Here is a 24,131-nt window from a genome sequence, read left to right on the forward strand (position 1 = left end):
CCATGCATGAGACGAATGCCTTCGACCTCCAAGCCATCCGCCTCTTCGACGAGGTGGCCAGGAGCGGTTCCTTCACCGCCGCCGCCGAGCTGCTCGGCTACACCCAGTCCGCGGTCTCCCGGCGCATCGCCGCGCTGGAACGGGCCGGCGGCGGCCCCCTGTTCGAACGCCTGGCGCGCGGCGTGCGCCTGACCCCCGCCGGCACGGCCCTGCACCGGCACGCCGTCGCCGTGCTCGACCGGCTGGCCCGCGCCGGCGAGGAACTGGCCGCCATCCACTCCGGGCGCGGCGGCACGCTGCGCGTGGGCGCGTTCGCCACCGCCAACGTCGACCTCATGCCCTCCACGCTGAAGCGCTTCCTGGCCGCCCACCCCGGCGTCGAGCTGCGGATGACGGAGGCGCTGACCTCGCGGCTCATGGAACGCCTGCACGCCGGGGCGCTCGACGTGGCCGTGATCAGCGACTACCCGGCCGGACTGCCCGCCGAGGACGCCCGGCTCGTCCGGCTCTGCCAGGACCGGCTGCTCGTCGCGCTGCCCGCCGGCCACCCGCTGGCCGCCGAGCCCGACGTGGACCTGCGCGACCTGGCCGAGGAGAGCTGGATCGAGGCCGCGCCACGCGGGCAGCCGACGCCGCTGGTGGCCGCGTGCGCCGCCGCCGGGTTCACGCCGCGCGGCGGGCTGCGGGTGGCCGAATGGTCGGGCAAGTTCGGGTTCGTCGCCGCCGGGTTCGGCGTGACGCTGGTGCCCGAGCTGGCCGCGCGGGCGGTGCCGCCGAACCTGGTGCTCAAGCCGCTGCGCGAGGCCACCCCCGTCCGCACGGTGTACGCGGCCCTTCCCGAGGTTCCCCTGCCCTCCGCGCTGCAACTGGTCGAGATGCTGGGACAATGGGAGATGTGTACGACGGTTTCGCCCACTTAAACGGTCATCTCGCCACCGGACTCCGCGACGTGACGACCGACCTCGCCGCCCTCGACGGCGAAGGCTGGTGGGCCGTCGTCGTCGACTACGAGGGCACGGCGACCTGCGCCCGCTTCGACCGCGTGCGCCCGTCCGCGCTGCCCTCGCCCAGGAGCCCTTGGCACGGTCCACATCCGGGCCAGTGGCATACCTCGCTCGACCGGGCCGCCTACGAACGCGGCGTGCGCGCGATCCGCGACCACATCGAGCGGGGCGAGGTCTACCAGGCCAACCTCTGCCGCGTCCTGTCCGCCCCCGTCCCGCCCGGCGCCGACCCGCTGGCGCTGGCCGCGCGGCTGGCCGAGGGCAACCCGGCCCCGTACGCCGCCGTCGTCGACGTGCCCGGGCTGAGCGTGGTGTCGGCCTCGCCGGAGCTCTACCTGTCGCGCGAGGGCGACGTCGTGGAGTCCGGCCCCATCAAGGGCACCGGCGTCACCGCCGCCGACCTGCTGGAGAAGGACTACGCCGAGAACGTCATGATCGTCGACCTGGTCCGCAACGACCTGGGCCGGGTCGCGGCGGTCGGCTCGGTCGAGGTGCCCTCCCTGTGCGCGGTCGAGGAGCATCCGGGTCTCGTCCACCTCGTCTCCACCGTGCGGGCCAGGCTCGCGCCAGGAGCGGGCTGGCCGGAGCTGTTCGCCGCCACTTTCCCGCCCGGGTCTGTCACGGGCGCGCCCAAGTCGTCCGCTCTGCGCATCATCAATGAGCTCGAACCCGTCCCCCGGGGGCCCTACTGTGGTGCCGTGGGCTGGGTCGACGCCGACCGGGGCAGGGCGGCGCTGGCCGTGGGCATCAGAACATTCTGGATCTCAGCAGGCGAGATCCGCTTCGGCACCGGCGCGGGCATCACGTGGGGCAGCGACCCCGCGCGTGAATGGTCCGAGACCGAGCTGAAGGCGTCCAGGCTCATCTCACTGGCATCCTCAGGAGGAAACGCATGAACATCCCTGTCTGGGTCAACGGGGAACTGATCGACCCCGCGCAGGCGACCGTCTCCGTGTTCGACCACGGGCTCATGGTCGGCGACGGCGTCTTCGAGACGATCAAGATCGTCGACGGCGAGTCGTTCGCGCTCACCCGGCACCTCGACCGGCTCACCCTCTCGGCCCAGCGCATGGACCTGCCCGAGCCCGACGTCGAGGCCATCGCCGAAGGCGTCGGCAAGCTGCTGGCGGCCGCCCCCGCCTGGCCGCTCGGCCGCATCCGCATCACCTACACCAGCGGTCCTGGCCCGCTCGGCTCCGACCGGGGCAACCAGGGAACCACCTCGATCGTCATCGTCGACGAGCAGAAGCCGTTCCCCGAGACCGCCAACGTGGCCGTGGTCCCCTGGCCGCGCAACGAGCGCGGCGCGCTGTCCGGCGTCAAGAGCACCTCCTACGGCGACAACGCCAAGGCCCTGCTGCACGCCAAGAACCAGGGCGCCGGGGAGGCGATCTTCGGCAACCTCGCGGGCGACCTGTGCGAGGGCACCGGCTCCAACATCTTCATCGTGCGCGACGGCCGCCTGATCACCCCCACGCTCGCCTCCGGCTGCCTGGCCGGCGTCACCCGCGCGCTGGTGCTCGAATGGTGCGGCGGCGAGGAGACCGACGTCCCGCTGCAGGCCCTGTACGAGGCCGAGGAGGCGTTCCTCACCTCCACCACCCGCGACATCCAGCCGATCAGGCTGGTCGACCGGACGGAGCTGCCCACCGCGCCCGGCCCGATCACCGCCAAGGCCATGCGGATCTTCGCCGAGCGCGCCGCCGCCGACCTCAACCCCTGACCCGCCCTCGACAGGGCCCCGCCTCCGGGGCCCTGTCCCTTCGTCCCTCAGTACGACTTCTGCGTCTGGACGTTGAACTCGTCCATCTTCACCTGCTTGGCCGGATCGGTGATCGGGTCGTCGATGCGCAGCACGTCCAGGCCCTCGCGCATGTCGCTGGAGTAGATGTAGCCGTTGTAGTAGTAGGCCGACCACGAGCCGGCGATGCCGCCCTCCGGGTACGGACGCCGCTCGAAGAAGCCGATCTCCTTGGGGTTGGCCGAGTCGGTGAAGTCCCAGATCGACACCCCGCCCTGGTACCAGGACTGCACCATGACGTCCCTGCCCTTCACCGGGATCAGCGAGCCGTTGTGGGCCACGCAGTTCTCGTCCGGCTCCTGGTTCCGCGGGATCTTGAAGTAGCCGCGCCGCTCCAGCTTGCCGTTCACCAGGTCGTACACGGCGTCGGCGCCCTTGGTGCGCGGCGTGCCGGCGTCGCAGGTGGCCTGGCTGCCGCCGCCCAGCTCGTCCCCGAAGACGACCTTCGTCGCGTCGTTGTTGAACGTCGCCGAGTGCCAGATCTGGAAATTCTCGGTGTCGCGGATCTGCTGGATCACCCGTGGGTTGACCGGGTCGGAGATGTCGAGCAGCACGCCGTCGCCGAAGCAGGCCGCCGCGGCGAGCTTCTTCTCCGGGTAGGCGGTGATGTCGTGGCAGCCGGCGAACATCTCGGTGTTCTGCTCCTGGGGGAAGATGTTCGGCTGCGCCACGACCTTGGCGGACTTGGGGTCGTCCAGCGGGATCTCCACGATCTGGATGTTCTGGTGCGGCGGCGAGCAGGTCCGCGAGTCCGGCTCGGGGCCGGGAGAGGAGACGTAGACGTAGAGCTTGTCGTCGGTGGGAACCATGGTGTGGGTGTGGGAGCCGCAGTCCGTCAGCACCGCGCCGACGTAGCGCGGGCGCTTCTTGTCGCTGATGTCGAACAGGCGCAGACCTTCCCAGTCGCGGGTCTCCTCGTTGGAATCGCAGCCCGCGCTGCCGCGCGGCTCGTCGACCGAGAGGATCAGCAGGTCGCCGTGCACGCTGACGTCGTTCTGCTGCGCCGGGCAGGACACCTGGCTCACCGTCTTGGGCTTGGCCGGGTCGCTGATGTCATAGATCGTGAACCCGGCGAAGTTCCCGACGAACGCGTAATCGCCCTGAAAGGCCAGGTCGGTGTTGAAGTTGTCGTCCCCGGCGAACGGGCCGGAGCGCGGGACGTTCGCCACGTGCTTGACGTTGGCGCTGGTCAGCACCTCGCCCGTGCCTGACGCCGTGCCTGACGCCGTGCCGTTCTCCTGCGAGGAGGCCGGCCCCGGATCACCGGCCGACGGCGGTTCCGCCGCGCACGCCGAGGCCAGCAACAACGCCGCGCACAACACCGCTCCGCGCAACTTGGCGAAGATCAACACGCGTCCCCTTTATCTCTCGTGGCTCACTATGGAAGTTATGCCAGCACGTTGGTGGCCGCGTACGATCTCCATCACAGTTGTGATGACATTTGCGCTTTCGGCCTGTTCTCAGCCGCCTGCCCCGGACATCCCGGTCGTCGGGACGGACGCCCCCGTCCTGGTGCCCGCCGGCCCCGGAGCCCCGGCCCGGACGGCGACCCCCGGGGAACGCGTCGGCCCGAGCCCGGCCCCCACCCTCGCCGCCGACGTGCGCTTCGCCGAGGCGATGATCCCGCACCACCGGCAGGCGCTGGAGATGACCTCCCTGGTCGAGGCCCGTACGACCACCCCGGTCATCCGCGCGCTCGCCCGCTCGATCACCGCCGCCCAGACCCCCGAGATCAGGTCCATGACCGTCTGGCTAGCCGAACTGGGCCGCCCGGCCCCCGCCGGCCACGACCACGGCGCGGCGGCCGGCTACGGCATGGCCACCGAACAGCAGCTGAACGCCCTGCGAGGGGCCAGGGGGGCCGCGTTCGACCAGCTGTTCCTGCGCCTGATGACCCGGCACCACCAGGGCGCGGTGAAGATGGCGGGGGAGGAGCTGGCCGGCGGCCGCGACTACCGCATGCGCCTGCTGGCCAGGGACGTCTACTCCGGCCAGAGCATCGAGATCGAACGCATGCGCCAGGCCGCGACCACGCTCCCGTCCCTCCCGTCCTGACGCCGCGCATGCCGAGGCCCCGGCGTCGGGGTGGACGCCGGGGCCTCGGATGGCGACGGTTCAGGACGGCCAGAGCATGTTGGTGAGCTCGGCGTCCAGGTCCATGAAATCGGTCTCGCGCCCCGCGGGCACCTTCTCGTACGTCCGGTGGAGGAACTCCGTGAGGGGGGCCAGCGGCACTTCGAAGAGCGCCTGCCCGAACGGCGAGGTGAGGCTGATGTGCAGGGTGCGCTCGCCATCGGCGCGTGCGGGCCATACCTGCACGTCGCCGTCGCCGACCCGCCGCACGATGCCTACGGTCAGCAGTTCACGAGCAAAGATCCACTCGACCGGCTCGTCGTTCCCTACGTGGAAGGCCATGCGGATGGCATACGGATCGTCGGCTGTGTAGCTCAGTCCGGCGAGCAGGGGGACGGTAGTACGGTCGGGGACCACTAGCCGAAGGCCAAGCTCGGCGGAGACGGTGGTGCTGTTCATCGTCAGCCAAACCTTTTCGTCGTAGGTCCCCTCTTCGGGGCTTTCACTGCTCTGACGGACTTCGTCCTGAGCTATGACGCGGAACGAAGAAACCTGTAGGAAAGATTCCGCCTCAAGGGCCTTCTGTAACGCACATCACAGCTGGACATTTAGGCATCTACCTGGCTAAACGGCATCAATCGGGTCGTATTTGCGAGGGTTTTGCTGTTGTAGAGCCTGCCCCGACGGGCTCGACCAAGAACGTTTCTACCGAAAAGATCGCGATCGGTGTCTTCCGGGACACGTCGATGGTATGACACCGACCCACCACGCCGATGGGCAACCGCCGCCTTTCGCTCGAATCCCTCGTGCCAGGAGCTCCCGAAGATCGCCCCGCGACCGCTCCGTTTCGCCACCACCCCGAGAGTGCGGTATGGTTTTCCCCGTCAGCACCGCAAGGCGCCGACAGGGCGGGCGATTAGCTCAGCGGGAGAGCGCTTCGTTCACACCGAAGAGGTCACTGGTTCGATCCCAGTATCGCCCACCAAGGTCAAGGGCCACATCCCAACATGGGAAGTGGCCCTTTTGATCTTTCGGGTGACTGGCTGGGTGACTGTCCCGCTCAGGGGCGTCACCAGGGAAGAATCGATCCATGACAGTCGCGCCCTCCTGGATGACGGGCTGGATCTGGTGCCGATGGACCTTCTTGGTGACTGCTGATCCGCTGGCATGTCCGATCAGCCGCGCGATGCTCTCGATGGGGACACCGTCTGCGGACAACAGTGACACGAAGCTGTGCCGCATCTCCCGAGGCGTCCGGTCGGCACCGACCAGGCCGGCCCGCGTGATCACCCGGCGGAACTCGCGACGCACGTTGCCTGCGCTCATCATGGTGCCGTTCCGGGTGGCGAAGACCAGTCCCGCATCCTGACCTTGGCCTGGGGCTGCCCCACGGACGTTCAGATGATCCCAGAGCGCGACCAGGGCCCGAACGCATCGACGGGGAAGCCGGAGCGTACGGCGCGACTTGGGAGCCTTGGTGTTCCCGCCGGCACGCACCGACCGCCAGACATGGACGGCGAAGTCTTCGTGCTCCCAACCGTTCGAGCTGAGGCACACACCACTCAGGTTCCCTTCCTGGATCAAGGCAATGGGGCCGATCGTCACGCCGACCTCCGGTGAGGCCCGCGCATGATTGCGAGTGCCCGGCTCACTAGGGTGAGGCGCCCCGTCACCTTCCGTCCTCCGGGAGGTGTCACGCGATCTGTCGTCACCGTGCCGGCATTCCCGCCCTCATAGCCACAAGCGTCTACCTCTCCGCGCTGGCCGTCCCGGTGGTGGTCGCGTTGGCCGCCGGTGATCTCGGGGCGTTGTGGTGCATGACGTTGTTCGCCGAACCGGACGCGAGCGTCCAGGTGGCGTGGCCGAACGTGCTCCTGTTGATCCTGGCGGAACTGGTGGTGGCCTGGGCGTTGGGGGAGTTCCTGCACGGGCCGCTGACTGGGCCGCTGGCGGAGCAGGACCGGGACGCAATGCGGTTGCGCGTGGTGCTGTCCGTCGCGGCGGCGTCCGTCCTGGTCACCCCGTTCCTGACGACCTGGTCCCCGTGGGTGGCGGTGGTGACGTTCGCGCCGATGCTCGGGGTCGTGCTCCTGCTCTCTCCGGCCCTGGGAGGCACCCGAAGACATGTCCTCATCCTGCGTGTCAGCGGCGCCCTGGGATACGGGTGCGCCGCCGTCGGCTTGGGGTTGGCGTTGGCCGGGCACGCAGTCGGAGCGCTCGCGTTGGTCGCCGGCTTGGCGTCCTTGATCTGGAACGTGCTGGCCCCGCGGGCGCAGTGGGACAACAACCGCTTCCAGCGGGCCACTGTCAAGATACGCAGTGTGCAACACGGCCTGCACGCTGACCTGAAACGGGCCGAGCCGTGATTGGCCAAGGGGAGCCGACTCCATGACCCCTATTACCGGGCGAAAGGCTGCCTAGCTGACCCACTACCTCTTTCGGTGAGACTACGGCAGCCGGGGATCGAGAGATTGAGTGACAAATTGACTGACGTCAGGGAGGCCCGCCGCAGCGTGACCATGCACATGAGTGCCCGCCAAATGTGGACCTGAGGAGCAAATACGCCTGATCACCTTGTCAATATGCGGAGAGGTGGGTTACTGGAATCAAGCGTCACTTGATGAGAGGAAAGTGGCATGGGACGACGGGGCTACCAGCCAGAGCTCCCGCGCAAGGTGCTAAACCTTCTCGAGGCGGGGCGTAAGGTCACCGACCTGGCGCACGATCTGGAGATCAACACTCAGACGATCTATACCTGGCGGTGGCAAGACCCGCATCGATCGCGGCTTGGAGCCCGGCTTGACCAGCAGCGAGCAGGCCGAGCTGGTGGCCGCCAAGCGCCGCATCGCCGCATCGCCGCATCGCCGCATTGGAGACAGAACCGCAGGCCACTTGGGCACGGTGGTGAGCAGATTGCGCAGGTAGTGGGTGCAGCGGCGCTGCCAGGCCGCGCCGGGCGAGGCGGCGCCGACGGCCTCCAACCCGCCCGTGGTGGGCGTCGGAGACGACCAATTGGATGCCGGACAGGCCGCGCGCCGTCAGGGTGCGCAGGATGACCAGCCGGTCGGCGCCGTCTTCGGCCGGGTCGTCCTGACGGTGTCCGAGCCTGGTTCCGAGCCGGCTGTGGGCGGCATCCAGGGGCACGCCGTGAGTGCGGCTCGCCGTGGACGACGTGTCCTTGGACGCCGCGCTCAACGCTCCAACGAACACGATCGGCGGGGCGGCCGAGGTCGATGCCGTGTCGGATGCGATGCCGAAGAGCACGGGACCTGAATCCAGGATCCAGGCTGCCCCGGAACGCCGTGAACCCGCTTCGAGAGTCATTCAACGGACGGAACAAAAAAGGCAAATAAATGCGACCGATAAAGCGGGTCACGCTCCCCTTCGGCCGGGAAACCAGCTTTCACCTCGCATTCAATTCATTTCCCATTCATCTGCAAGAGCATTTAGCGACTCTCGGTTCGCAGGAGAGCGGCGACAGCGGAAGCGGGTTACGTGGGCACGCATTCGGAAGACCCGGCCATTCTGCGCGACATCGTGACCGCCGAACTCGGGCGCGCGGCCGCGCGGGAGTGGTCGATCGCCGAGGACGACCTGTGGTGCAAGGTCACTCCCGACGTCTACCCGATGCCCGACCAGGGATGGAAGCTGCACGTCTCCGCGACGATGCTCTCCGCCCCGGTGGCGCTCGCCCGCGTCTCGCGAGTGCTCACCGAGGCCCGTTGCGCCTTCAAGTTCCCCGCCCGGCTGAGCGACTATTGGAAATTCCTCGAACCGCACTGCAGCCGGGCGCAGGCCGGGAAGTTCATCACCGCTTATCCCCTCGACGACGCCGAGTCGGTACGCCTGGCCGCCTTGCTCGATGACGTCACCCGGGGACTTCCCGGCCCGGTGATCCTTTCCGATCGTCCGTACCGGGCAGGCGGGATCGTCCACTACCGCTACGGCGCCTTCAGCGGGCATCGTGTGCTCGGCAACGATGGGTTCTACGAGATTCGGCTGCGTTCTCCGGAGGGCCGGCTCGTTCCCGACGAACGGCGGCCGAGTTTCTCCCCGCCACCGTTCGCGATCTGCCCGTTCGAGGTTCCGGCGGTGAGCGGGCGCCCGCGGGCGTCTGCGGTGATGCTCAATGGCCGGTTCATCGTCCGTAAGGCCGTACGGCATGCCAACCGGGGCGGCGTCTACCTCGCCGAGGACACCGCCACCGGCCACGAGGTCGTCGTCAAGGAGGGGCGTCCGCACGCGTGCGCCGATCTGAGCGGCCGCGACGCGCGGGATCGGATCGCGGCCGAACGTTCCTGCCTGGAGGACCTCGCCACGGCCGGGATCACGCCGGCCGTGGTGGACTTCTTCGAGCAGGGCGGCCACACCTTCCTCGTCGAGGAGTTCGTGCCGGGGATCACGCTGCAGCGCTGGTCGGACGAGAATGCCTGCCCCCTGGGCGAGGACGGGTTCGGCAGCGCGCCGGCGCAGGTCCTGCCCGTCATGAGCCGCCTGATCGCGTCGCTGAAGACGCTGCACGGGCGAGGCTACGTGTTCGGCGACCTGTCGCCGAACAACGTGATGATCTCGCCCGGCGGCGAGCTACGGCTCATCGACCTGGAACACGCGGCCGTGCCGGGCACCACCGTCATGGTGGGCGGGACCCCCGGCTACCTCGCCCCGGAGCTGGCGGGCCACACGGGGGAGTTCCGGCCCGCCCCGCACGCAGCCGCCGACCTCTACAGCCTCGGCGCCATGGCGTACTTCCTGGCGGTCGGGGCCCACCTGGACCCGCCGGGCCCCGACCAGGCGGCCAGGGTGGCGGCGGTCGCAGCGGCCAACCCCACGCTCGCTCTGCTGCGACCGCTGGTGGAGGGCCTGCTGGCGACGGTGCCGGAGCGCCGCTGGTCGCTGGACAGGTGCCTCCGCTTCCTCACCGCGCTCGCCCCGGAGCGGGCCGCTCCCCACCACCGGTCCCGGACGCCGCGGCGGATCGGCCGCCTGATCGACGACGGGATCGCGCACCTGGTGGAGACGATGGACGCGAGCGAGGACGCCCCCTCGCCGTGGCCCGACACCGCCGACGGCGTCGAAGCCGATCCGTGCTCGGTCAACGGCGGCGCGGCCGGAGTTCTCGGCGTCCTGACGCGGGCCGAACCGCACGTCCCGGCGACCGCCGAACTCGCCCGCTGGTTGAGGCGGCGGCTGGCGGCCGAGGACGTCTGGCCGCCCGGCCTGCACTTCGGGCGCTCCGGCGCGGTGTGGGCGCTGTACGACGCGGCGACGGCCATGGGCGACGCCGAGCTGGCCCGGTTCGCGGTGCGGACAGCGCGGCGGCTGCCGACCGACCACCCCAGCTCCGACATGACGCACGGACTGGCCGGATGCGGCACGGCGCTCCTGCACATCGCCCTGGCCTCGGGAGATCTCGCGCTACGGGACCGGGCCGCCGAGGCCTTCCAGAACCTGCACCAGGCGCGGTCGTACAGCAACGGCCACCCGCAGTGGCCGACGCCGCAGACGTTCGACTCGGGGCTGGCCGGGGCCAACCACTTCGGTTTCGCGCACGGCATCGCCGGCATCGGGACCGCGCTGCTCCACGCGGGCCGGGCCCTCCACCGGCCTGACTGGACGGCGACCGTCCACGAGATCGCCCGCACCCTCCGCGAACACGCCGACGTGGACGGCGACACCGCCTGGTGGCCGACGCAGCGCGGCGACCTGTCCACGGTGCGCCCGCGCCGGCCGTACTGGTGCAGCGGCTCCTCCGGGATCGGCTCCTTCCTCGTGAGGTACTGGCGTGCCACCGGCGACCCGTCCGCGCTGGACCTGGCGCGCAAGGCCGCGGCGGCCGTGCACCGTACTCGATGGCAGTCAGGGCCGGTGCCGTGCCACGGGCTGCCCGGCGACGGTGAATTCCTGCTCGACATGGCCGACTTCACCGGGGACGACCGCTACCGGCGGTGGGCGCGAGATCTGGCCGGATGTCTGGAGCTGCGCGCGACCGATCGTCGCGGCCGCCTGCTCGTCCCCGGCCCCCAGGGAGACTTCCCGCCGACCTTTCTCGCCGGTACGGCGGGGATCGTCGCTTTCCTCCTCCGGCTGCGCGACCGGTGCGCCCGGTTGTGGATGCCGCAGGAGGCCCCCAGACTCGCCGCTCCCGCAGCGGGACGGCGATGACAGACGGCCGCACCACAGGCGGCCCCGGCATTCACAAGGAGGTGACGACCATGTCCTTCGACGTCGAGGACCTGCAGGCGCTCCAGGAGCTAGAGCCCGGCGCCAACGAGGCGCTCCGGCTGACCAACTGCATCAAGCACTTCGGCTGCACCGACAACTGACAGCCGAACCCGCCCGCCCGGACCCGGGCGGGCGGGGCCCTGTTCGATCCAGACGTCTGGTCGACAGCGTTCGGTCAAGAGACAAGGACAGGCCCGGCCCGTGCACGATCGTTCCCGCTTCGATTCGGAGCAGCCTCCCGCCCCCGGGACCTGGCGCAGGGTCGTACGGCTGTTCATGCCGCACCGGCTCGCCATCTGCTTCGTCGTCCTGCTCGTCGTGGCCTACTCCGCACTGAACGCCGCCGTCCCGTTGCTGACCCAGCTGGTCTTCGACCGGGCGCTGTTCGGCGCGGGCGGTCCCGACCTGCCGCTGCTCGCGCTGATCGCCGGACTGGCGGCGGCCACCGCCTGCGCGGTGGGCGTGGTGGACCTCGGCCAGACGTGGGTGTCGGCCCGCGTCGCGCAACAAGTGGTGCACGCGCTGCGCGTGGAGCTGTTCGGCCGTCTCCAGCGCATGCCGCTGGCCTTCTTCGCCGCGACACCAGGCGGCGAGATCCAGTCGCGGCTGGCCAACGACACCGTCCAGATCGAGAACGCCGTCAAGGACACCTTGCCCAGCACATTGTCCGGCGTGCTCGGATTCGTGACCGCCGCCGGCGCGATGGTGGCACTGTCCCCGCAGCTCGCGGGTGCCGCCCTGATCCTCACACCCGTCGTCGTCTGGGTGGCCTCCCGCTCCGGGCGAGCGCTCAAGAGCCTGTCGGAGGTCAGCCAGCGCTCCCGCGCACAACTGTCGGCCATCGTGGCGGAGCGGCTGTGCCTGGGCGCCGTCATCCTGGCCAGGGTCCACGGCAGAAGCGCGGACGAGGCCGGCGGATTCGCCGCGGAGAGCCGGCGGCTGATCCGGCTCGGGGTGCGGTCCGGGCTGGTGGCCCAAGGGGTGCTGAGCGCGGGACACGTCTTCTTCGTGCTGACCCCGTACCTGGTGTTCGTGGCGGCGGGCCTGTCCGACGGGATCACCCCGGGCACTCTGGTCGCCTTCACCGTGCTGCAGGCCAGGCTCTACCAGCCCCTCTGGCAACTCCTGCACATCTCCACCGATTTCCGCTCCGCCCAAGGAGCCTTCGAGCGGGTCTTCGACTACCTCGACATGCGGCCCGAGCCCGAGCCGGAGCCCGGGCCCGAGCCACCCCCGGACCTCGCCTCCGGGCCCGGCGCGCTCGCCGTCCATGAGGTCGTGTTCCGGTACGCCGCGGGGGAGCGGGACCGTCCGGCGCTGGACGGTGTGAATCTCACCCTGCCGGCCGGATCCACCACGCTGGTCGTCGGCCCGAGCGGCTCGGGCAAGACGACACTCGGCCACCTGCTGGCCGGCCTGCACCCGCCCACCGAGGGGTCGGTCCTGGTCGACGGGGCAGAGATCGCCCGTCCGTCACCCGGACGCGTCTGCATCGCCACCCAGGAGCCCTTCCTCTTCCAGGGGTCGATCGCCGACAACCTCCGGTACGCCGCCCCCGACGCCACCGCGGACGATCTCGTGCGGGCCTGCCGGCTCACCCGCGTCCACGAGCGGATCACGGCACTTCCGGACGGCTACGACTCGCTGGTGGGAGAGCGGGGAGCGCTGCTGTCCGGCGGCGAACGACAGCGCATCGCCCTGGCTCGCGCGCTCCTGGCCGACGCGTCGGTGCTGGTACTCGACGAGGCCACCTCCGCCCTCGACCCGATGACCGAGCTGGAGGTCGTCGAGGCGATCCTGGCCGAGCGGGCGGGACGGACGACGGTGATGATCACCCACAGGTTCGGCGTCCTGGAGTCCTTCGACACCGTCGTGGCCCTGGACGGCGGCCGGGTGGCGGAACACGGAGATCGCCTCGACCTGCTCGGCGACCGCCACGGGTGGTACGCGCGGATGGTACGCGCCCAGACCGGCGTCGCATGAGAACTCCGCCCTGCGCCCCGCACCGCGTCGAACCCGTCGCACAGGGCTTGAGCTGCACACGTCCTTGAGATGGCTACGACCGCGGTCCTCATCGCCCCTACGAGGGGTTCCAACAAGTGCATGCTCCGCGTCTCGGGGGAGGGGCTGGTCCGCCGCCGCCGGTGGCTCCGCGTCGAGCCTGGCGTCCCGTTGCGGCGTTCTGCGTGACCTGCTCGGGACGAGTGGCTCGGAGAGCGGGCGTGGTTCGTTCGTGGGTGTCATTCCTGAGGACGATCTCGGGCGAGCTCTACCCTCCTGGGTTGAGCCGGAGGTCCTCCGCACGTCAGAGGCGGCGGGCGTGCGCGGTTGGCAGCGTGAAGGGGGTGAAACGTGCATTCATCATCACCGCCCTGGCTCTCACGCTGGCCGGCTGCGGATCGACCCCGCCGCAGCGCCTGACCGTCCCGAAGCCGACGGGTCCGCATCCCGTCGGGACCGTCTCGGTCCACCTGGTGGATCAGTCCCGTCCGGATCCCTGGAACGGCTCCGGCAGGAGGCGGGAGCTGATGGTCAGCCTGTGGTACCCGGCCCGGGACGTGCAGGCCCACCCGGTCGCCCCCTGGATGCCGAGGGCGGCGGCGGACCGGTACCTGAAGATGAACGACCTGGAGCCGGGCTCGGTGCTGCTGGACAGGACCGACGGCCACGAGGGCGCGCCCGCCGACACGAGCCTGGGCGAGCTGCCGGTCGTCCTGTACTCGCCGGGCGCCAACGCCTCGCGCGCGTACGGGACCGGCGTCGTCGAGGAGCTGGCCAGCCGGGGATACGCGGTGGTCACCGTCGATCACCCCTATGACGCGGCGGTGGTGGAGTTCCCCGGCGGCCGGGTGGAGACGGGGGCCGAGGTGACCGATTTCGCCAAGGCGGTCGATGTCCGGGTGGCCGACGTGCGTTTCGTCCTGGACAGCCTGCCTGCCCTGGAGGAGAAGGTGCCCGGCCGTGCCGGGAAGCCGATCTTCGACCTCGCGCGGATCGGGATGTTCGGGCATTCGCTCGGCGGCGCGGCCACCTCCTCCGCCATGTACGCCGACCCGCGGATCAAGGCCGGGCTCGGCCTGGACGGCGCCGTCTTCGGCAAGGTGGCGAAGTCCGGCCTCGACCGGCCGTACATGGTCGTCGACACCGACGGGAAGGGCGGCATGGCCACCAATCCGACACTGCGTGCCTTCTGGGACGGGTTGCGGGGATGGCGGCTCAACGTGACGCTCAAGGGGGCGGCGCACAACTCCTTCGGCGACGACGTTCTGCTCATCCCCATGTCGGCCGGGCCGCTGGGGCTGGGGAAGGAGCAGCTGCAGGAGGTCGTCGGGACGATCCCGGCCGAGCGGGCCCTGGCCTTCCAGCGCGCCTACCCGCTGGCCTTCTTCGAGCAGACGCTGCGCGGCCGTCCGCAGGCGTTGCTGCGGGGCCCGTCAGCCGCCTTCCCCGAGGTCTCCTACCGCCGCTGACGGCGCCCGCCCGCCGGCCGTGACCACGCCGCCCTCGTAGGCGGCGATGACGAGCTGCGCCCGGTCGTGCGCGGCGAGCTTGGCCAGCAGGCTGCGGACATGGGTCTTGACCGTCGACTCCCCGATGCCGAGCCGCTCGGCGATCCGCGGGTTGGTCAGCCCCCGGGCCACCAGCACCAGCACCTCGCGCTCCCGTCCGGACACCTGGGCCAGCCCCGCCGCCAGCCCGGCCGGGATCGCGGCGGGCTCGCGCCGGGCGAACTCCGCGATCAGCCGCGTGGTGACCGACGGGGCCAGCAGCGCCTGCCCCTCCCCGACGATGCGCAGCGCCGCCAGCAGGTCGCCGGGGCCGGTGTCCTTGAGCAGGAATCCGCTGGCTCCGGCGCGCAACGCCCCATAGACGTACTCGTCGAGATCGAACGTGGTCAGCATCAGCACCCGCGTCCCGGCGGTCGCCGGGTCGGCCCGGATCAGCTCGGTGGCCCTGATCCCGTCGAGGCCGGGCATGCGGACGTCCATGAGCACCAGGTCGGGCCGCAGGTCGCGGGCCAGTTCCACGGCCTGCTGCCCGGTGCCGGCCTCGCCGGCGGTGGTCAGGCCGGGGGCGGTGTCGATCAGCCTGCGCAGGCCCGCGCGCAGCAACGCCTGGTCGTCGGCGATCAGTACCGTGAACGTGCTCACCTGTCGTCCTCCCCGGACCCGGACTCGCTCGGCAGGGGCAGTCTCGCGCGGACGGCGAAGCCGCCGCCGGGCTCCGGCCCGGCCGAGAACGTCCCGCCGTGCAGGGTCACCCGCTCTTCCAGTCCGGCCAGCCCGTGTCCTCCCGTACGCGGCGCACCCCCGCGACCGTCGTCGACGACCTCGACCACCACTTCCACCACTTCGCGCCGCGCCCGGGTGGCGACGGTCACCCGGCACCGGGCCGGGCCGGCGTGTCTGAGCACGTTGGTCAGCGACTCCTGCACGAGGCGATGGACGACCAGGGCCGCCTCGCCGCCGAGCGCGAGGCCGGGCTGGACGTCGAGCTCCACCCGCACGTGACCGTCCGGGATCGCCGCGACCAGCTCGCGCAGCGTGTCCAGCATGCGCGGCGCGCCGTCGTCCCGATCTTCCGGGGTGTCGCGAAGCAGGCCCAGAAGGCCGCGCAAGTCCGTGAGCGCCTTCCGGCTGGTCTCCTCGATGATCGACAACGCCTCCCCGGCCTCCTCGGGGTGCGTGGCGGCGACGTGGTTGGCGATGCCGGCCCGCATGGAGATCAGGCCCATGCTGTGGGCGACGACGTCGTGCACCTCACGAGCCACCCGCAGCCGTTCCGCCGTCGCCGCGGCCTGCGCCGACCGGGCGACGGCCTGCGCGGCGTACGCGCGCTGCTCCCGTACGGCGAGCCCGATGGTCCAGGCCAGGCCGAGCAGCAGCCAGGCGAATCCGCACGCCGAGGCCGCCTCCGTCCAGGAGGGGGCGCCGATCGCGGCGCCGGCGGCGGTCACCGCCAGCGCGGACACCAGCGCCGTCACCGCCGTCCGGCGTGCCTGCAGCAGCGCCACCGCGTGCAGTGCGACGGCCAAGGGCACGAACGCCTCCTGCCACCCGGCGAACGGCGCCATCACCGCCGCCACCAGGACCACCGCGCACACCGGCACGGGCCAACGGCGCCGCACCGCCGTCGGCAGGCAGGCCAGCGCGATCACCGGCACGGCCACGAAGGGCGGCGCCCCGGCGGACTCGGGCGCCAGCACCGCCGGCACCGAGAACCCGGCGGCCAGGGCGACGGCCGCGAACACGTCGACGGCGACCCAGTGTCCCGGCCGCAGCCTGCGCGCGATCAAGGGCCGCCGTTCCGCCATGCGCCCACCCTAGACGGGCCGGCCACGGCGGTGTGCGCGATGTGGATCATGAAGCAGGCGCGGGCCCTTGTGCCGCTGCGCGATCTAAAGTGCGGGCATGTCGTACGTGCTCCACGGTGTCGTCGGTGAGTTCGACCGTCTCCGCTCCCTTTCGGGCGAAGTGTTGCAGGCTGTGGTGGCGCCTCTCGGGCAACGCCTGGGGCTGCTGCCGGTGACCGACGAGATCTTCGGCGAGCCGACCGGCGCGCGGCAGGAGAGCGGGCCGTTCACGCTCATGTCCCCGGGGCTCGCCGGAAGGCTGAAGGACTGGTCCCGCGGCGGCCAGGTCGCCTACGTGGAAGCGGACTTCTGGGGTGGCCGCGGCAGCCAGGCCGCCGTCCTGTGGGAGAACGGCTGTCGCAGCTGGGGGCCCGAGCACGCCTCGATCCAGGCCGGACCGCCGCGCGACGACTGGCCGATCAACGCCGTGCTCGCGCGCCTCGGAGCGGTCAGAGCCGGTGCGGCGGACCTGTTCGACGCGGTCGGCCTCGGGCGGGAACGCGACCTGGAAGGGTGGCGCCGGGCGGCCCTGGATGCCCTGGACGCCCCCGGTTACGACGGGTGGGAGGCCGCGTGCCGCGCCAGGCAGGAGGCCGACGCCCGCGCCGCCGCCGAACGTGACAGGTACGCCAGGCGTGACGACGTCCCCGTCGTGCTTGACGGCAGGACGGTGATGCGAATGCTCGGACTCCCGCCCTCCCCGACGGTGGGGGCCGCGATCCGGCATCTGCAGGAGGTTCACCTGGAACGCGGTCCCCTCACCCGCGACGAGGCCGCCACCGAACTCCGCCGCTGGGCCCGGAGCTTCCGGAGCACCCGATGATTCACGCTGCGCCCGGCGGCACTGACGTGCCGGTGGCGTCCGTCCGAGCGCCAGGCCGAGACGGCCGCCCGCGGCGATTTGGCCCATCCAAATGACCGGGAATTGGCTCTAGGTTGACGCTGATGTCGCCCGCCTAAGATCCACGATCATGAATTCTCTTCCGATGCGTCTCATCGCCGCGGGCGCCTTCGTGGCGATGGCCGCGGCGGCCACACCCGCGTACGCCGCCGCGCCCGCCGGCGACGCCGTGGTGAACGGCTCGCTGGACAACGGGGTCAAGGGCTGGTGGGCGTCCAAGAACACGCCGATCAAGGTGACGGGCGGGCGCCTGTGCGCCGAGGTGCCCGCGGGGGGTGACAACGTGTGGGCCGCGATGGTGGGGCAGAGCGGCATCGAGGTCCGGGGCGGCCAGACCTACCAGTTGAGCTTCGAGGTGACCGCCACGAAGACGACGAGGATCAGGTCGCTGGTCCAGGGCGGCGGCACGAAGCCCGCCGCGATCGTGGACGGCTACCCCGAGGTCGGCGCCAGCTCCAAGAAGTTCACCTACGCGGCCACGGCCAAGGTGTCGGACTCGGAGGCTCAGGTGTTGTTCCAGGTGGGCGGCGCGGACGCGCCGTACACGTTGTGCCTGGACAATGTCTCTCTCGTGCCCGTGCACCAGAGCGTGGTGAACGGCTCGCTGGACAACGGGGTCAAGGGCTGGTGGGCGTCCAAGAACACGCCGATCGAGGTGACGGGCGGACGGCTGTGCGCCCAGGTCCCGGCGGGCGGTGACAACGTGTGGGCCTCGATGATCGGGCAGAGCGGCATCGCAGTGGAGGCCGGGAAGGCGTACCGGCTGAGCTTCAAGGCGTCGGCGACGCGGCCGGTGAGGATCAGGTCGGTGGTCCAGGGCGGCGGCTCGAAGCCCGCCGCGATCGTGGACGGCTACCCCGAGGTGGGCACCGGGTCCAGGACCTACGCCTACCAGAACACCGCCAAGACCTCGGACCAGGAGGCCCAGGTGTTGTTCCAGGTGGGCGGTGCGGACGCGCCGTACACGCTGTGCCTGGACGACATCCTGCTCACCGACTAGAACGCCGGGCGCAGCGGTCCGGCCGTCCTGGCGCGAGCCCGGCGGACCGCTGCGCCGGTGGGGCCGCCGGTCACCGAGGTTCGTCCGGCGCGCCGGTGACCGGCACGCCGCCCTGCGCCGCCGCGCGTGCCCGCTGCTTCTTCTCGCGGATGACCGCGTGGGCGTCGGCGACGGGGCCGAGGTGCCGGAGCTTGTCGGGATTGACGATCGAGCGGATGGTCTGGATGCGTCCGTCCAGGATGTCGAGCGTCCAGATGCTGACGATCCGGCCGTCGCGGTCGCGGATGATCGCGCCCGGCTGGCCGTTCACCTCGTGCGCCTCCAGCGCCGCGCCGATCCGGGCGAACGGCGCGACGGCGGCGGACAGCACCCGCGCCACCTTCGCGAGGCCGAGGACGGGCAGCGTGCTGCCGATCTTGCCGCCGCCGTCGTTGACCAGCCGGACGTCGGCGGCCAGCAGTTCCCGCAGCCCTTCGACGTCCCCCTCCCTGAGCGCGCCGAAGAACCGCCCGGCAAGCCGGTCCTGGGACCGGCGATCGGCCTGGAAGCGAGGGCGGCCCGCGTCCATGTGGCGGCGCGCCTGCACCGCGAGCTGGCGGCAGGCCGCCTCCGACCGCTCCACGGCGGAGGCGATCTCCCGGTGGCTGAAGGCGAACACCTCGCGCAGCACGAAGACCGCGCGCTCCAGCGGGCTCAGCCGCTCCAGCAGGATCAGCGCCGCCATCGACACCGAGTCGGCCAGCTCCGCCGACCGCTCCGGGTCCTGGTAGGGGTCGGTCAGCAGCGGTTCGGGGAACCACGGCCCGACGTAGGCCTCGCGCCGGACGCGGGCCGAGCGCAGCACGTCGATCGAGATCCGGGTCACCGTCGCCGACAGGAAGGCCTTGGGGGAGTCGGGCTGGGATGCGGCGCCCTCGTAACGCAGCCAGGTCTCCTGGACGGCGTCCTCGGCTTCGCTCACGCTGCCCAGGATCCGGTAGGCGATCGCGAACAGCAACGGCCGTAGCTCCTGGAACTCCTCGGTGCGGGTCACGCCGACCATTGGTACCACCATGGCCGGACAAAGGCGACAAAGTGTCGCAGGTCACACTCGCCCGAGCTCACATCCGTGCGGGGCTGTCTCGTCCATGGGGTGTAACAGGTGAGAGGAGTACAACATGCAGAAGGTCTGGTTCGTCACCGGCTCGTCCCGCGGCCTGGGCCGCAACTTCGTGGCGGCCGCCCTGTCCCGCGGTGACCGGGTCGCCGCCACCGCCCGGAGCACCGCGAGCCTGAAGGAGCTGGTCGACGTCCACGGCGACGCGGTGCTCCCGCTGGAGATGGACGTGACCGACAGGGCCGCGGTCTTCGAGAGCGTGCGGCGGGCGAAGGAGCACTTCGGCCGGCTCGACGTCATCGTGAACAACGCCGGTTACGCCCAGGTCGGCGCGGTCGAGGAGCTGACCGAGCAGGAACTGCGCGGCCAGCTGGAGACCAACCTGTTCGGCGCGGTGTGGGTGGTCCAGGCAGCTCTGCCGTACCTGCGCGAGCAGCGCTCGGGGCACATCATCCAGCTGTCCTCGGCCGCCGGGGTCATCGCCATGCCGCTCGGCGGCGCCTACCACGCCTCCAAGTGGGCCCTGGAGGGCCTGAACGAGGCGCTCGCCGGCGAGGTCGCCGAGTTCGGCGTCAAGGTGACCATCGTCGAGCCCGGCGGCTTCGCCACCCGGAACGGCAACAACCCCGACCCGCTCGCCAACGGCCACATGGCCACGACCGACCCGGCCTACGACGGTCTCCGCGAGCGCCTCGGTGCGATGGCGGGGAAGATGCCCGCGGGAGACCCGGCCGCCGCGGCGCAGGCGCTCCTGAAGCTCGTCGACTCCGCCAACCCGCCAATGCGGGTGCTGTTCGGCAAGGGCTTCCACCCGCTGATCCAGCAGGCCTACGCCGACCGGCTCCAGACCTGGGCCGACTGGCAGGACCTGTCGATCGAGGCGCACGGCCCGCTCCGAGCCGGCTGACCGGCCTGCTCGGCCCTGGCCCCTGACAAAAGCATCGGCCCTGACTCCTGACACAAGCATCGGTCCTGACCCCTGACAAAAGTAAGGGTCCGAGCCTGTCTTTCGGGCATGTGGGGGGTGGTGGCGTCATTTCTACAGTTCTGTGCATGATCAGAACTCGCCGTAACCCCGCCCCCCTCCTCCTCGCCCTGACCCTGGCCCTCCCGGCGGCGGCCGCAGCGGCGGCGCCCGCCGCTGCCTCCACCGCCGCCTCCACCGGGGGCACCTCCGACGTACGCGTCGCGATCCCGCACCCCACCGGCCAGTACGAAGTCGGCCGCGACACCCTGCATCTCGTCGACGCCGACCGCCGCGACCCGTGGATGCCGGAAGCCGCACGCGAGCTGATGGTCTCGGTGTACTTCCCGGCGCGCACCGGCGGGAGCGCCGCGCCGTACATGACCGTCGACGAGGCCCGGCTGCTCCTCAAGGGGCAGCGGCTCGACGCCGTCTTCAAGCCCGGGCAACTCGCCGGCGTCAGCACCAACGCGCACCTGAACGCCCGTCCCGTCGGCGGCCGGCACCCCTTGGTGGTGCTCTCCCCGGGGTTCACCCTCAACCGGGCCACCCTGACCACGCTCGCCGAGGACCTCGCCTCCAGGGGCTACGTCGTCGCCCTCGTCGATCACGCCTACGAGTCGTTCGGCACGACCTTCCCCGGCGGCCGTACCCTGACCTGCGTCGCGTGCGAGACGGTGGAGAGCGCCCCCTCCGACGAGGCGGAGAAGGAGCTGATGGCCAAGGCCGCGGTCAACCGGGCGGCCGACCTGTCCTTCGTGATCGACCGGCTGACCCGTCCCGCACGGTCCGCGCCCGCCTGGCGGCACTGGCAGATGATCGACCCGCGCCGGATCGGCGCCGCGGGCCACTCGCTCGGCGGCAACGCCGCGGCCAGTGTCATGGCCGCCGACCGGCGGGTCCGCGCCGGGGTGAACCTGGACGGCTCCTTCTTCGCCCCGGTCGCGGTCTCCGGCCTCGGCGGGCGGCCGTTCCTCATGCTCGGCACCAAGGTCCAGCACTCACCCGGCGCCGCCGACACCACCTGGACCCGGGACTGGCCCCGCCTGGACGGCTGGAAGCGCTGGCTCACCGTGGCCGACTCCGGCCACTTCACCTTCATCGACCTGCCCATCCTGGGCGCCCAGGTGGGGATCGTCGACCCTGCCGCGCCCCTGTCGGGCAAGCGGTCAGGCGAGATCACCACGTCGTACGTCGGCGCCTTCTTCGGCAGGCACCTCCGCGGCGAGCAGCAGCCCCTGCTGGACGGCCCGTCCGCCGCCAACCCGGAAGTGGCCTTCCAGAACCCCTGAGGCCGGGCCGGCCGCCTGCGCTCGCCGGCGCGCCCTGTCCGCGGGGCTGCCGAACGGGCTTCCGCCCCCGGCCTCCAGGTGGTCGCGCAGGCTCGTCATGTAGTGCCGCCAGCTACGGCTGCACATGCCGAAGCACTCCAGGTCCCGGCTCAGGCCCCGGTGGTGGAAGACGAGCTCGGACGTGTCGCCGTCGACCGGGGTGACGGTGAAGGTGGGCCTCGTGCCGATCCAGTCGGGCAGGAAGGGGCAGTCGACGACGGTCCAGCGCACCGACGTCGGCCGGGTCGCCTCCTCGACGTGGATCACGAGCGGCTCGGGGGCGTTCATGAGGAACCGGAGCTCGCCGCCGGTCGTGCCGGACCCGGTCGCCGGGTTCCACCATGCCGCGAGCCCCGTGACGGTGGTGAGCGCGTCGAAGAGGGCGTCGGGAGAGGCTTTCACCCGCATGGTCGTCCGGTAGTCCGCAGTGCTGGTCATGGCCGGGTCCTTTCAGTGGTCGGAGGCCGATGCCGCGGCGGCGATCGGTTCGAGCTCCGCGGCCAGCTCGTCGAGCTCGTCCGGGCTGAGCACGTCGTACGCCGGCGCGGCCAGTTCGTCGGTGAGCGCCTCGATCCGCTGCTTGGTCTCGCGGCCGGCGTCGGTGAACCCGCCGGCGGCGTCCACGAGGCCGCGGTCGCGCAGCCCGTCGACCACGGCGGTCAGCCGGGCCTTGGGCAGGTGGTGGATCCGGCCGAACTCCTCCGCCCGCATCCCGAGGGAGACGGCCATGAGGACGTGGGCCTCGGTGCCGCCGATGCCGTGGGCGACGAGGGCGGCGTTGTGGCCGTCCCCGCGGTGCTCCCGCAGCAGCGTCGCCGCGTGCCAGAGCCTGGCGACCGGCTCCTCGGGCACGTCGAGCGCCCGCAGCCCGGCGTACAGGGGCCGGCCCTCGGCCGGCGCGCTGAGCGCCGCCCGGGTGGCGAGGTCGGCGGCCCGCGCCAGACCGGGCGAGCCGGCGAGCTCCCCGATCATCTGCCGCAGGGCGGCGGTGCTGCCCTGTTCGCGCACGGCGATCGCCTCCTGCGGGGTGATCTTCCCCCACACCCAGGGGATGTGGCGGGCCACCTCGCCGTCGGCGAAGTTGTAGAAGACCGCGTGGACCACCTCGGCCGGTGCCAGGCCCAGCGGCGCGGCGCGGCCGGCGAAGTAGCCGTCCCAGTAGTTGCGCATGCCGACGGCCAGGAACGCCTCGTTGGCCACCTCGGAGAAGGTGGCGGTGGCGATCGGCTCGGTGAGCTCGAACATGCGGTGGATCCTGGCCTGCGGGTGGTGCTGCATCGGTCGGCGTCTCCCTCGGTCGTGCTGGTCGTGACAGCCCCTCGTGGCGACTGTTCACCCTGGCTACGAACGACGCGGCCCGGATCCGACAACTCCGGCCGATAATTTTCCGCCCTGATTGTGATCTACGTTGTAAAGGCGACGGCTCTGGGGGCGGGTTTCCCGATGGGAGGATTCAATGTAGGTTAGCCTAACCTAACTAAGGAGCTCTGTGGTGGTTGATCCTTTTCGTGCCTTCGACGTCCGGGTTCGGGGCCTGCGGCGGCTGAGCCCGTCGTTCCTCCGTGTCACCTTCACCGGGGATGACCTGCACGAGTTCGCGGACAACGGGTACGACCAGCGCGTCAAGCTGGTCCTGCCGACCCCCGGCGCGGGCGTCACGCGCTTCCCGCGCGGAGCCGACTGGTTCAAGCAGTGGTACGCCCAGGGCGACGAGCGCAACCCGCTGCGCACCTACACCGTCCGCGCGGTCCGCCCGGAGGCGGCCGAGGTCGACATCGACGTCGTCCTGCACGACGACTGCGCCGGGCCCGCCGGGCCGGCCGCCCGCTGGATCGCCGCCTGCGAGCCGGGCTCGCAGGCGGCGATCTTCGGCCCGAACGGCCTCTACGACGGCTTCCACGGCGGCCTGGAGTTCCGGCCGCCCGCAGGCTTCGGCACCGTGCTGCTCGCCGGTGACGAGACCGCCGTCCCGGCGATCGTCGGCATCCTGGAGCGGCTGCCCGCCCATGTCACCGGCGAGGCCCTGCTGGAGGTGCCGCGCGAGGAGGACTTCCTCCCGGTCGCCGGCGCGCCGGGCGTGCGGGTCACCTGGCTCGCCCGCGGTGACGCTCCCTGGGGCGCCCGCCTGGAGCCCGCCGTCGCGAAGGCCGCCGCCAGGCTCCTTCCGGCCGGCGCGGCAGGCGCCGAGCCCGAGGAGATCGACGTCGACGCCGAGATCCTCTGGGAGATCCCCGAGACCGGCGACGGCCCCTGCTACGCGTGGCTGGCCGGCGAGGCGGCCGTGATCAAGCGGCTGCGCCGCCACCTGGTCTCCGAGCGCGGCATGGACCGCAGGGCCGTGGCCTTCATGGGCTACTGGCGTCAGGGCCGCTCCGAGGACGCGTGA

Annotated in this window: 19 protein-coding genes, 1 tRNA gene and 4 pseudogenes; 15 read left to right on the plus strand and 9 right to left on the minus strand. The window is 71.3% G+C overall.

What is annotated here, in order from left to right; genetic code table 11:
• The first annotated feature begins 2 nt into the window (after positions 1-2).
• The 3 genes from ACFYUV_RS04945 to ACFYUV_RS04955 are packed head-to-tail and all read left to right on the plus strand — an operon-like array spanning position 3 to position 2,727.
• A complete protein-coding gene (locus ACFYUV_RS04945) occupies positions 3-920 on the plus strand; it encodes a LysR family transcriptional regulator (protein WP_387664958.1) in 918 nt (305 codons plus the stop codon).
• 29 nt (positions 921-949) lie between these two features.
• Positions 950-1,900, plus strand: a complete 951-nt coding sequence (locus ACFYUV_RS04950) for a chorismate-binding protein (protein WP_358285607.1) — start codon at positions 950-952, stop codon at positions 1,898-1,900.
• Positions 1,897-2,727 (plus strand): aminotransferase class IV, encoded by an 831-nt coding sequence (locus ACFYUV_RS04955; RefSeq protein ID WP_364338114.1) that lies wholly within the window; start codon positions 1,897-1,899, stop codon positions 2,725-2,727. Before ACFYUV_RS04950 ends, ACFYUV_RS04955 begins: the two co-directional genes overlap by 4 nt.
• A gap of 47 nt (positions 2,728-2,774) precedes the next feature.
• Here ACFYUV_RS04955 and ACFYUV_RS04960 read toward each other — a convergent pair whose 3' ends face one another.
• Positions 2,775-4,157, minus strand: coding sequence for an LVIVD repeat-containing protein (locus tag ACFYUV_RS04960; protein ID WP_387664963.1), 1,383 nt, complete (start codon positions 4,155-4,157; stop codon positions 2,775-2,777).
• A gap of 82 nt (positions 4,158-4,239) precedes the next feature.
• Here ACFYUV_RS04960 and ACFYUV_RS04965 point away from each other — a divergent pair, with 82 nt between their 5' ends.
• Positions 4,240-4,860 carry a DUF305 domain-containing protein gene (locus tag ACFYUV_RS04965; RefSeq protein ID WP_387664965.1) on the plus strand — a complete coding sequence of 207 codons (621 nt, stop codon included), beginning with the start codon at positions 4,240-4,242 and terminating at the stop codon, positions 4,858-4,860.
• A gap of 60 nt (positions 4,861-4,920) precedes the next feature.
• Here the strand turns inward: ACFYUV_RS04965 and ACFYUV_RS04970 are convergent, their stop codons facing one another.
• Entirely contained in the window at positions 4,921-5,337 is a 417-nt protein-coding gene (locus ACFYUV_RS04970; RefSeq protein ID WP_020547189.1) for an SsgA family sporulation/cell division regulator, read from the minus strand.
• A 451-nt stretch (positions 5,338-5,788) separates the two neighbouring features.
• Between ACFYUV_RS04970 and ACFYUV_RS04975 the strand changes: the two genes are divergently transcribed.
• A tRNA-Val gene (locus tag ACFYUV_RS04975) sits at positions 5,789-5,863 on the plus strand.
• Positions 5,864-6,036: 173 nt separating this feature from the next.
• On the opposite strand, the pseudogene ACFYUV_RS04980 reads toward ACFYUV_RS04975, so the two are convergent.
• Positions 6,037-6,483, minus strand: a pseudogene (locus ACFYUV_RS04980) (tyrosine-type recombinase/integrase); the annotation flags it as partial.
• A 212-nt stretch (positions 6,484-6,695) separates the two neighbouring features.
• On the opposite strand from ACFYUV_RS04980, the gene ACFYUV_RS04985 reads away from it, so the two are divergent.
• Positions 6,696-7,244, plus strand: a complete 549-nt coding sequence (locus ACFYUV_RS04985; RefSeq protein ID WP_387664968.1) for a hypothetical protein — start codon at positions 6,696-6,698, stop codon at positions 7,242-7,244.
• Between the two features lie 270 nt (positions 7,245-7,514).
• A pseudogene (locus tag ACFYUV_RS04990) lies at positions 7,515-7,589 on the plus strand (hypothetical protein); the annotation flags it as partial.
• 168 nt (positions 7,590-7,757) lie between these two features.
• Here the strand turns inward: ACFYUV_RS04990 and ACFYUV_RS04995 are convergent.
• Positions 7,758-7,959, minus strand: a pseudogene (locus ACFYUV_RS04995) (transposase); the annotation flags it as partial.
• Positions 7,960-8,373: 414 nt separating this feature from the next.
• On the opposite strand from ACFYUV_RS04995, the gene lanL reads away from it, so the two are divergent.
• From lanL to ACFYUV_RS05010, 3 genes are all read left to right on the plus strand, one after another.
• On the plus strand, positions 8,374-11,040 hold the full coding sequence (gene lanL / locus ACFYUV_RS05000) for a class IV lanthionine synthetase LanL (protein WP_387664971.1): 2,667 nt from the start codon (positions 8,374-8,376) through the stop codon (positions 11,038-11,040).
• Between the two features lie 261 nt (positions 11,041-11,301).
• On the plus strand, positions 11,302-13,083 hold the full coding sequence (locus tag ACFYUV_RS05005; protein WP_387664974.1) for an ABC transporter ATP-binding protein: 1,782 nt from the start codon (positions 11,302-11,304) through the stop codon (positions 13,081-13,083).
• Positions 13,084-13,445: 362 nt separating this feature from the next.
• Positions 13,446-14,570, plus strand: coding sequence for an alpha/beta hydrolase family protein (locus ACFYUV_RS05010; RefSeq protein WP_387664976.1), 1,125 nt, complete (start codon positions 13,446-13,448; stop codon positions 14,568-14,570).
• Here the strand turns inward: ACFYUV_RS05010 and ACFYUV_RS05015 are convergent.
• Both ACFYUV_RS05015 and ACFYUV_RS05020 read right to left on the minus strand, forming a co-directional pair.
• Positions 14,535-15,251, minus strand: a complete 717-nt coding sequence (locus tag ACFYUV_RS05015) for a response regulator (RefSeq protein ID WP_387664978.1) — start codon at positions 15,249-15,251, stop codon at positions 14,535-14,537. The two genes, ACFYUV_RS05010 and ACFYUV_RS05015, sit on opposite strands and share 36 nt — an antisense overlap.
• Positions 15,248-16,414, minus strand: coding sequence for a sensor histidine kinase (locus ACFYUV_RS05020; protein ID WP_387664981.1), 1,167 nt, complete (start codon positions 16,412-16,414; stop codon positions 15,248-15,250). Before ACFYUV_RS05020 ends, ACFYUV_RS05015 begins: the two co-directional genes overlap by 4 nt.
• A 97-nt stretch (positions 16,415-16,511) precedes the next feature.
• Between ACFYUV_RS05020 and ACFYUV_RS05025 the strand changes: the two genes are divergently transcribed.
• Positions 16,512-17,276 carry a hypothetical protein gene (locus ACFYUV_RS05025; protein ID WP_387664983.1) on the plus strand — a complete coding sequence of 255 codons (765 nt, stop codon included), beginning with the start codon at positions 16,512-16,514 and terminating at the stop codon, positions 17,274-17,276.
• 148 nt (positions 17,277-17,424) lie between these two features.
• The gene (locus ACFYUV_RS05030; protein ID WP_387664986.1) at positions 17,425-18,354 is read left to right on the plus strand and encodes a carbohydrate binding domain-containing protein; all 930 of its coding nucleotides are present in this window, start codon (positions 17,425-17,427) and stop codon (positions 18,352-18,354) included.
• Between the two features lie 70 nt (positions 18,355-18,424).
• Here the strand turns inward: ACFYUV_RS05030 and ACFYUV_RS05035 are convergent, their stop codons facing one another.
• On the minus strand, positions 18,425-19,387 hold the full coding sequence (locus tag ACFYUV_RS05035) for an RNA polymerase sigma-70 factor (protein WP_387665323.1): 963 nt from the start codon (positions 19,385-19,387) through the stop codon (positions 18,425-18,427).
• Between the two features lie 124 nt (positions 19,388-19,511).
• Between ACFYUV_RS05035 and ACFYUV_RS05040 the strand changes: the two genes are divergently transcribed.
• Together ACFYUV_RS05040 and ACFYUV_RS05045 are read left to right on the plus strand one after the other, a co-directional pair.
• Positions 19,512-20,357 carry an SDR family NAD(P)-dependent oxidoreductase gene (locus tag ACFYUV_RS05040; RefSeq protein ID WP_387664988.1) on the plus strand — a complete coding sequence of 282 codons (846 nt, stop codon included), beginning with the start codon at positions 19,512-19,514 and terminating at the stop codon, positions 20,355-20,357.
• Positions 20,358-20,503: 146 nt separating this feature from the next.
• Positions 20,504-21,706, plus strand: coding sequence for an alpha/beta hydrolase family protein (locus ACFYUV_RS05045; RefSeq protein ID WP_387664990.1), 1,203 nt, complete (start codon positions 20,504-20,506; stop codon positions 21,704-21,706).
• Positions 21,707-21,790: 84 nt separating this feature from the next.
• Here the strand turns inward: ACFYUV_RS05045 and ACFYUV_RS05050 are convergent.
• Positions 21,791-22,183: pseudogene (locus ACFYUV_RS05050) on the minus strand (SRPBCC domain-containing protein); the annotation flags it as partial.
• Between the two features lie 12 nt (positions 22,184-22,195).
• Positions 22,196-23,023, minus strand: a complete 828-nt coding sequence (locus tag ACFYUV_RS05055; protein ID WP_387664993.1) for a MarR family winged helix-turn-helix transcriptional regulator — start codon at positions 23,021-23,023, stop codon at positions 22,196-22,198.
• 214 nt (positions 23,024-23,237) lie between these two features.
• Here ACFYUV_RS05055 and ACFYUV_RS05060 point away from each other — a divergent pair, with 214 nt between their 5' ends.
• Entirely contained in the window at positions 23,238-24,131 is an 894-nt protein-coding gene (locus tag ACFYUV_RS05060; RefSeq protein ID WP_387664996.1) for a siderophore-interacting protein, read from the plus strand.

Origin of the sequence: Nonomuraea sp. NPDC003560 (assembly GCF_042878785.1) — a bacterium.
Taxonomy (GTDB): domain Bacteria; phylum Actinomycetota; class Actinomycetes; order Streptosporangiales; family Streptosporangiaceae; genus Nonomuraea.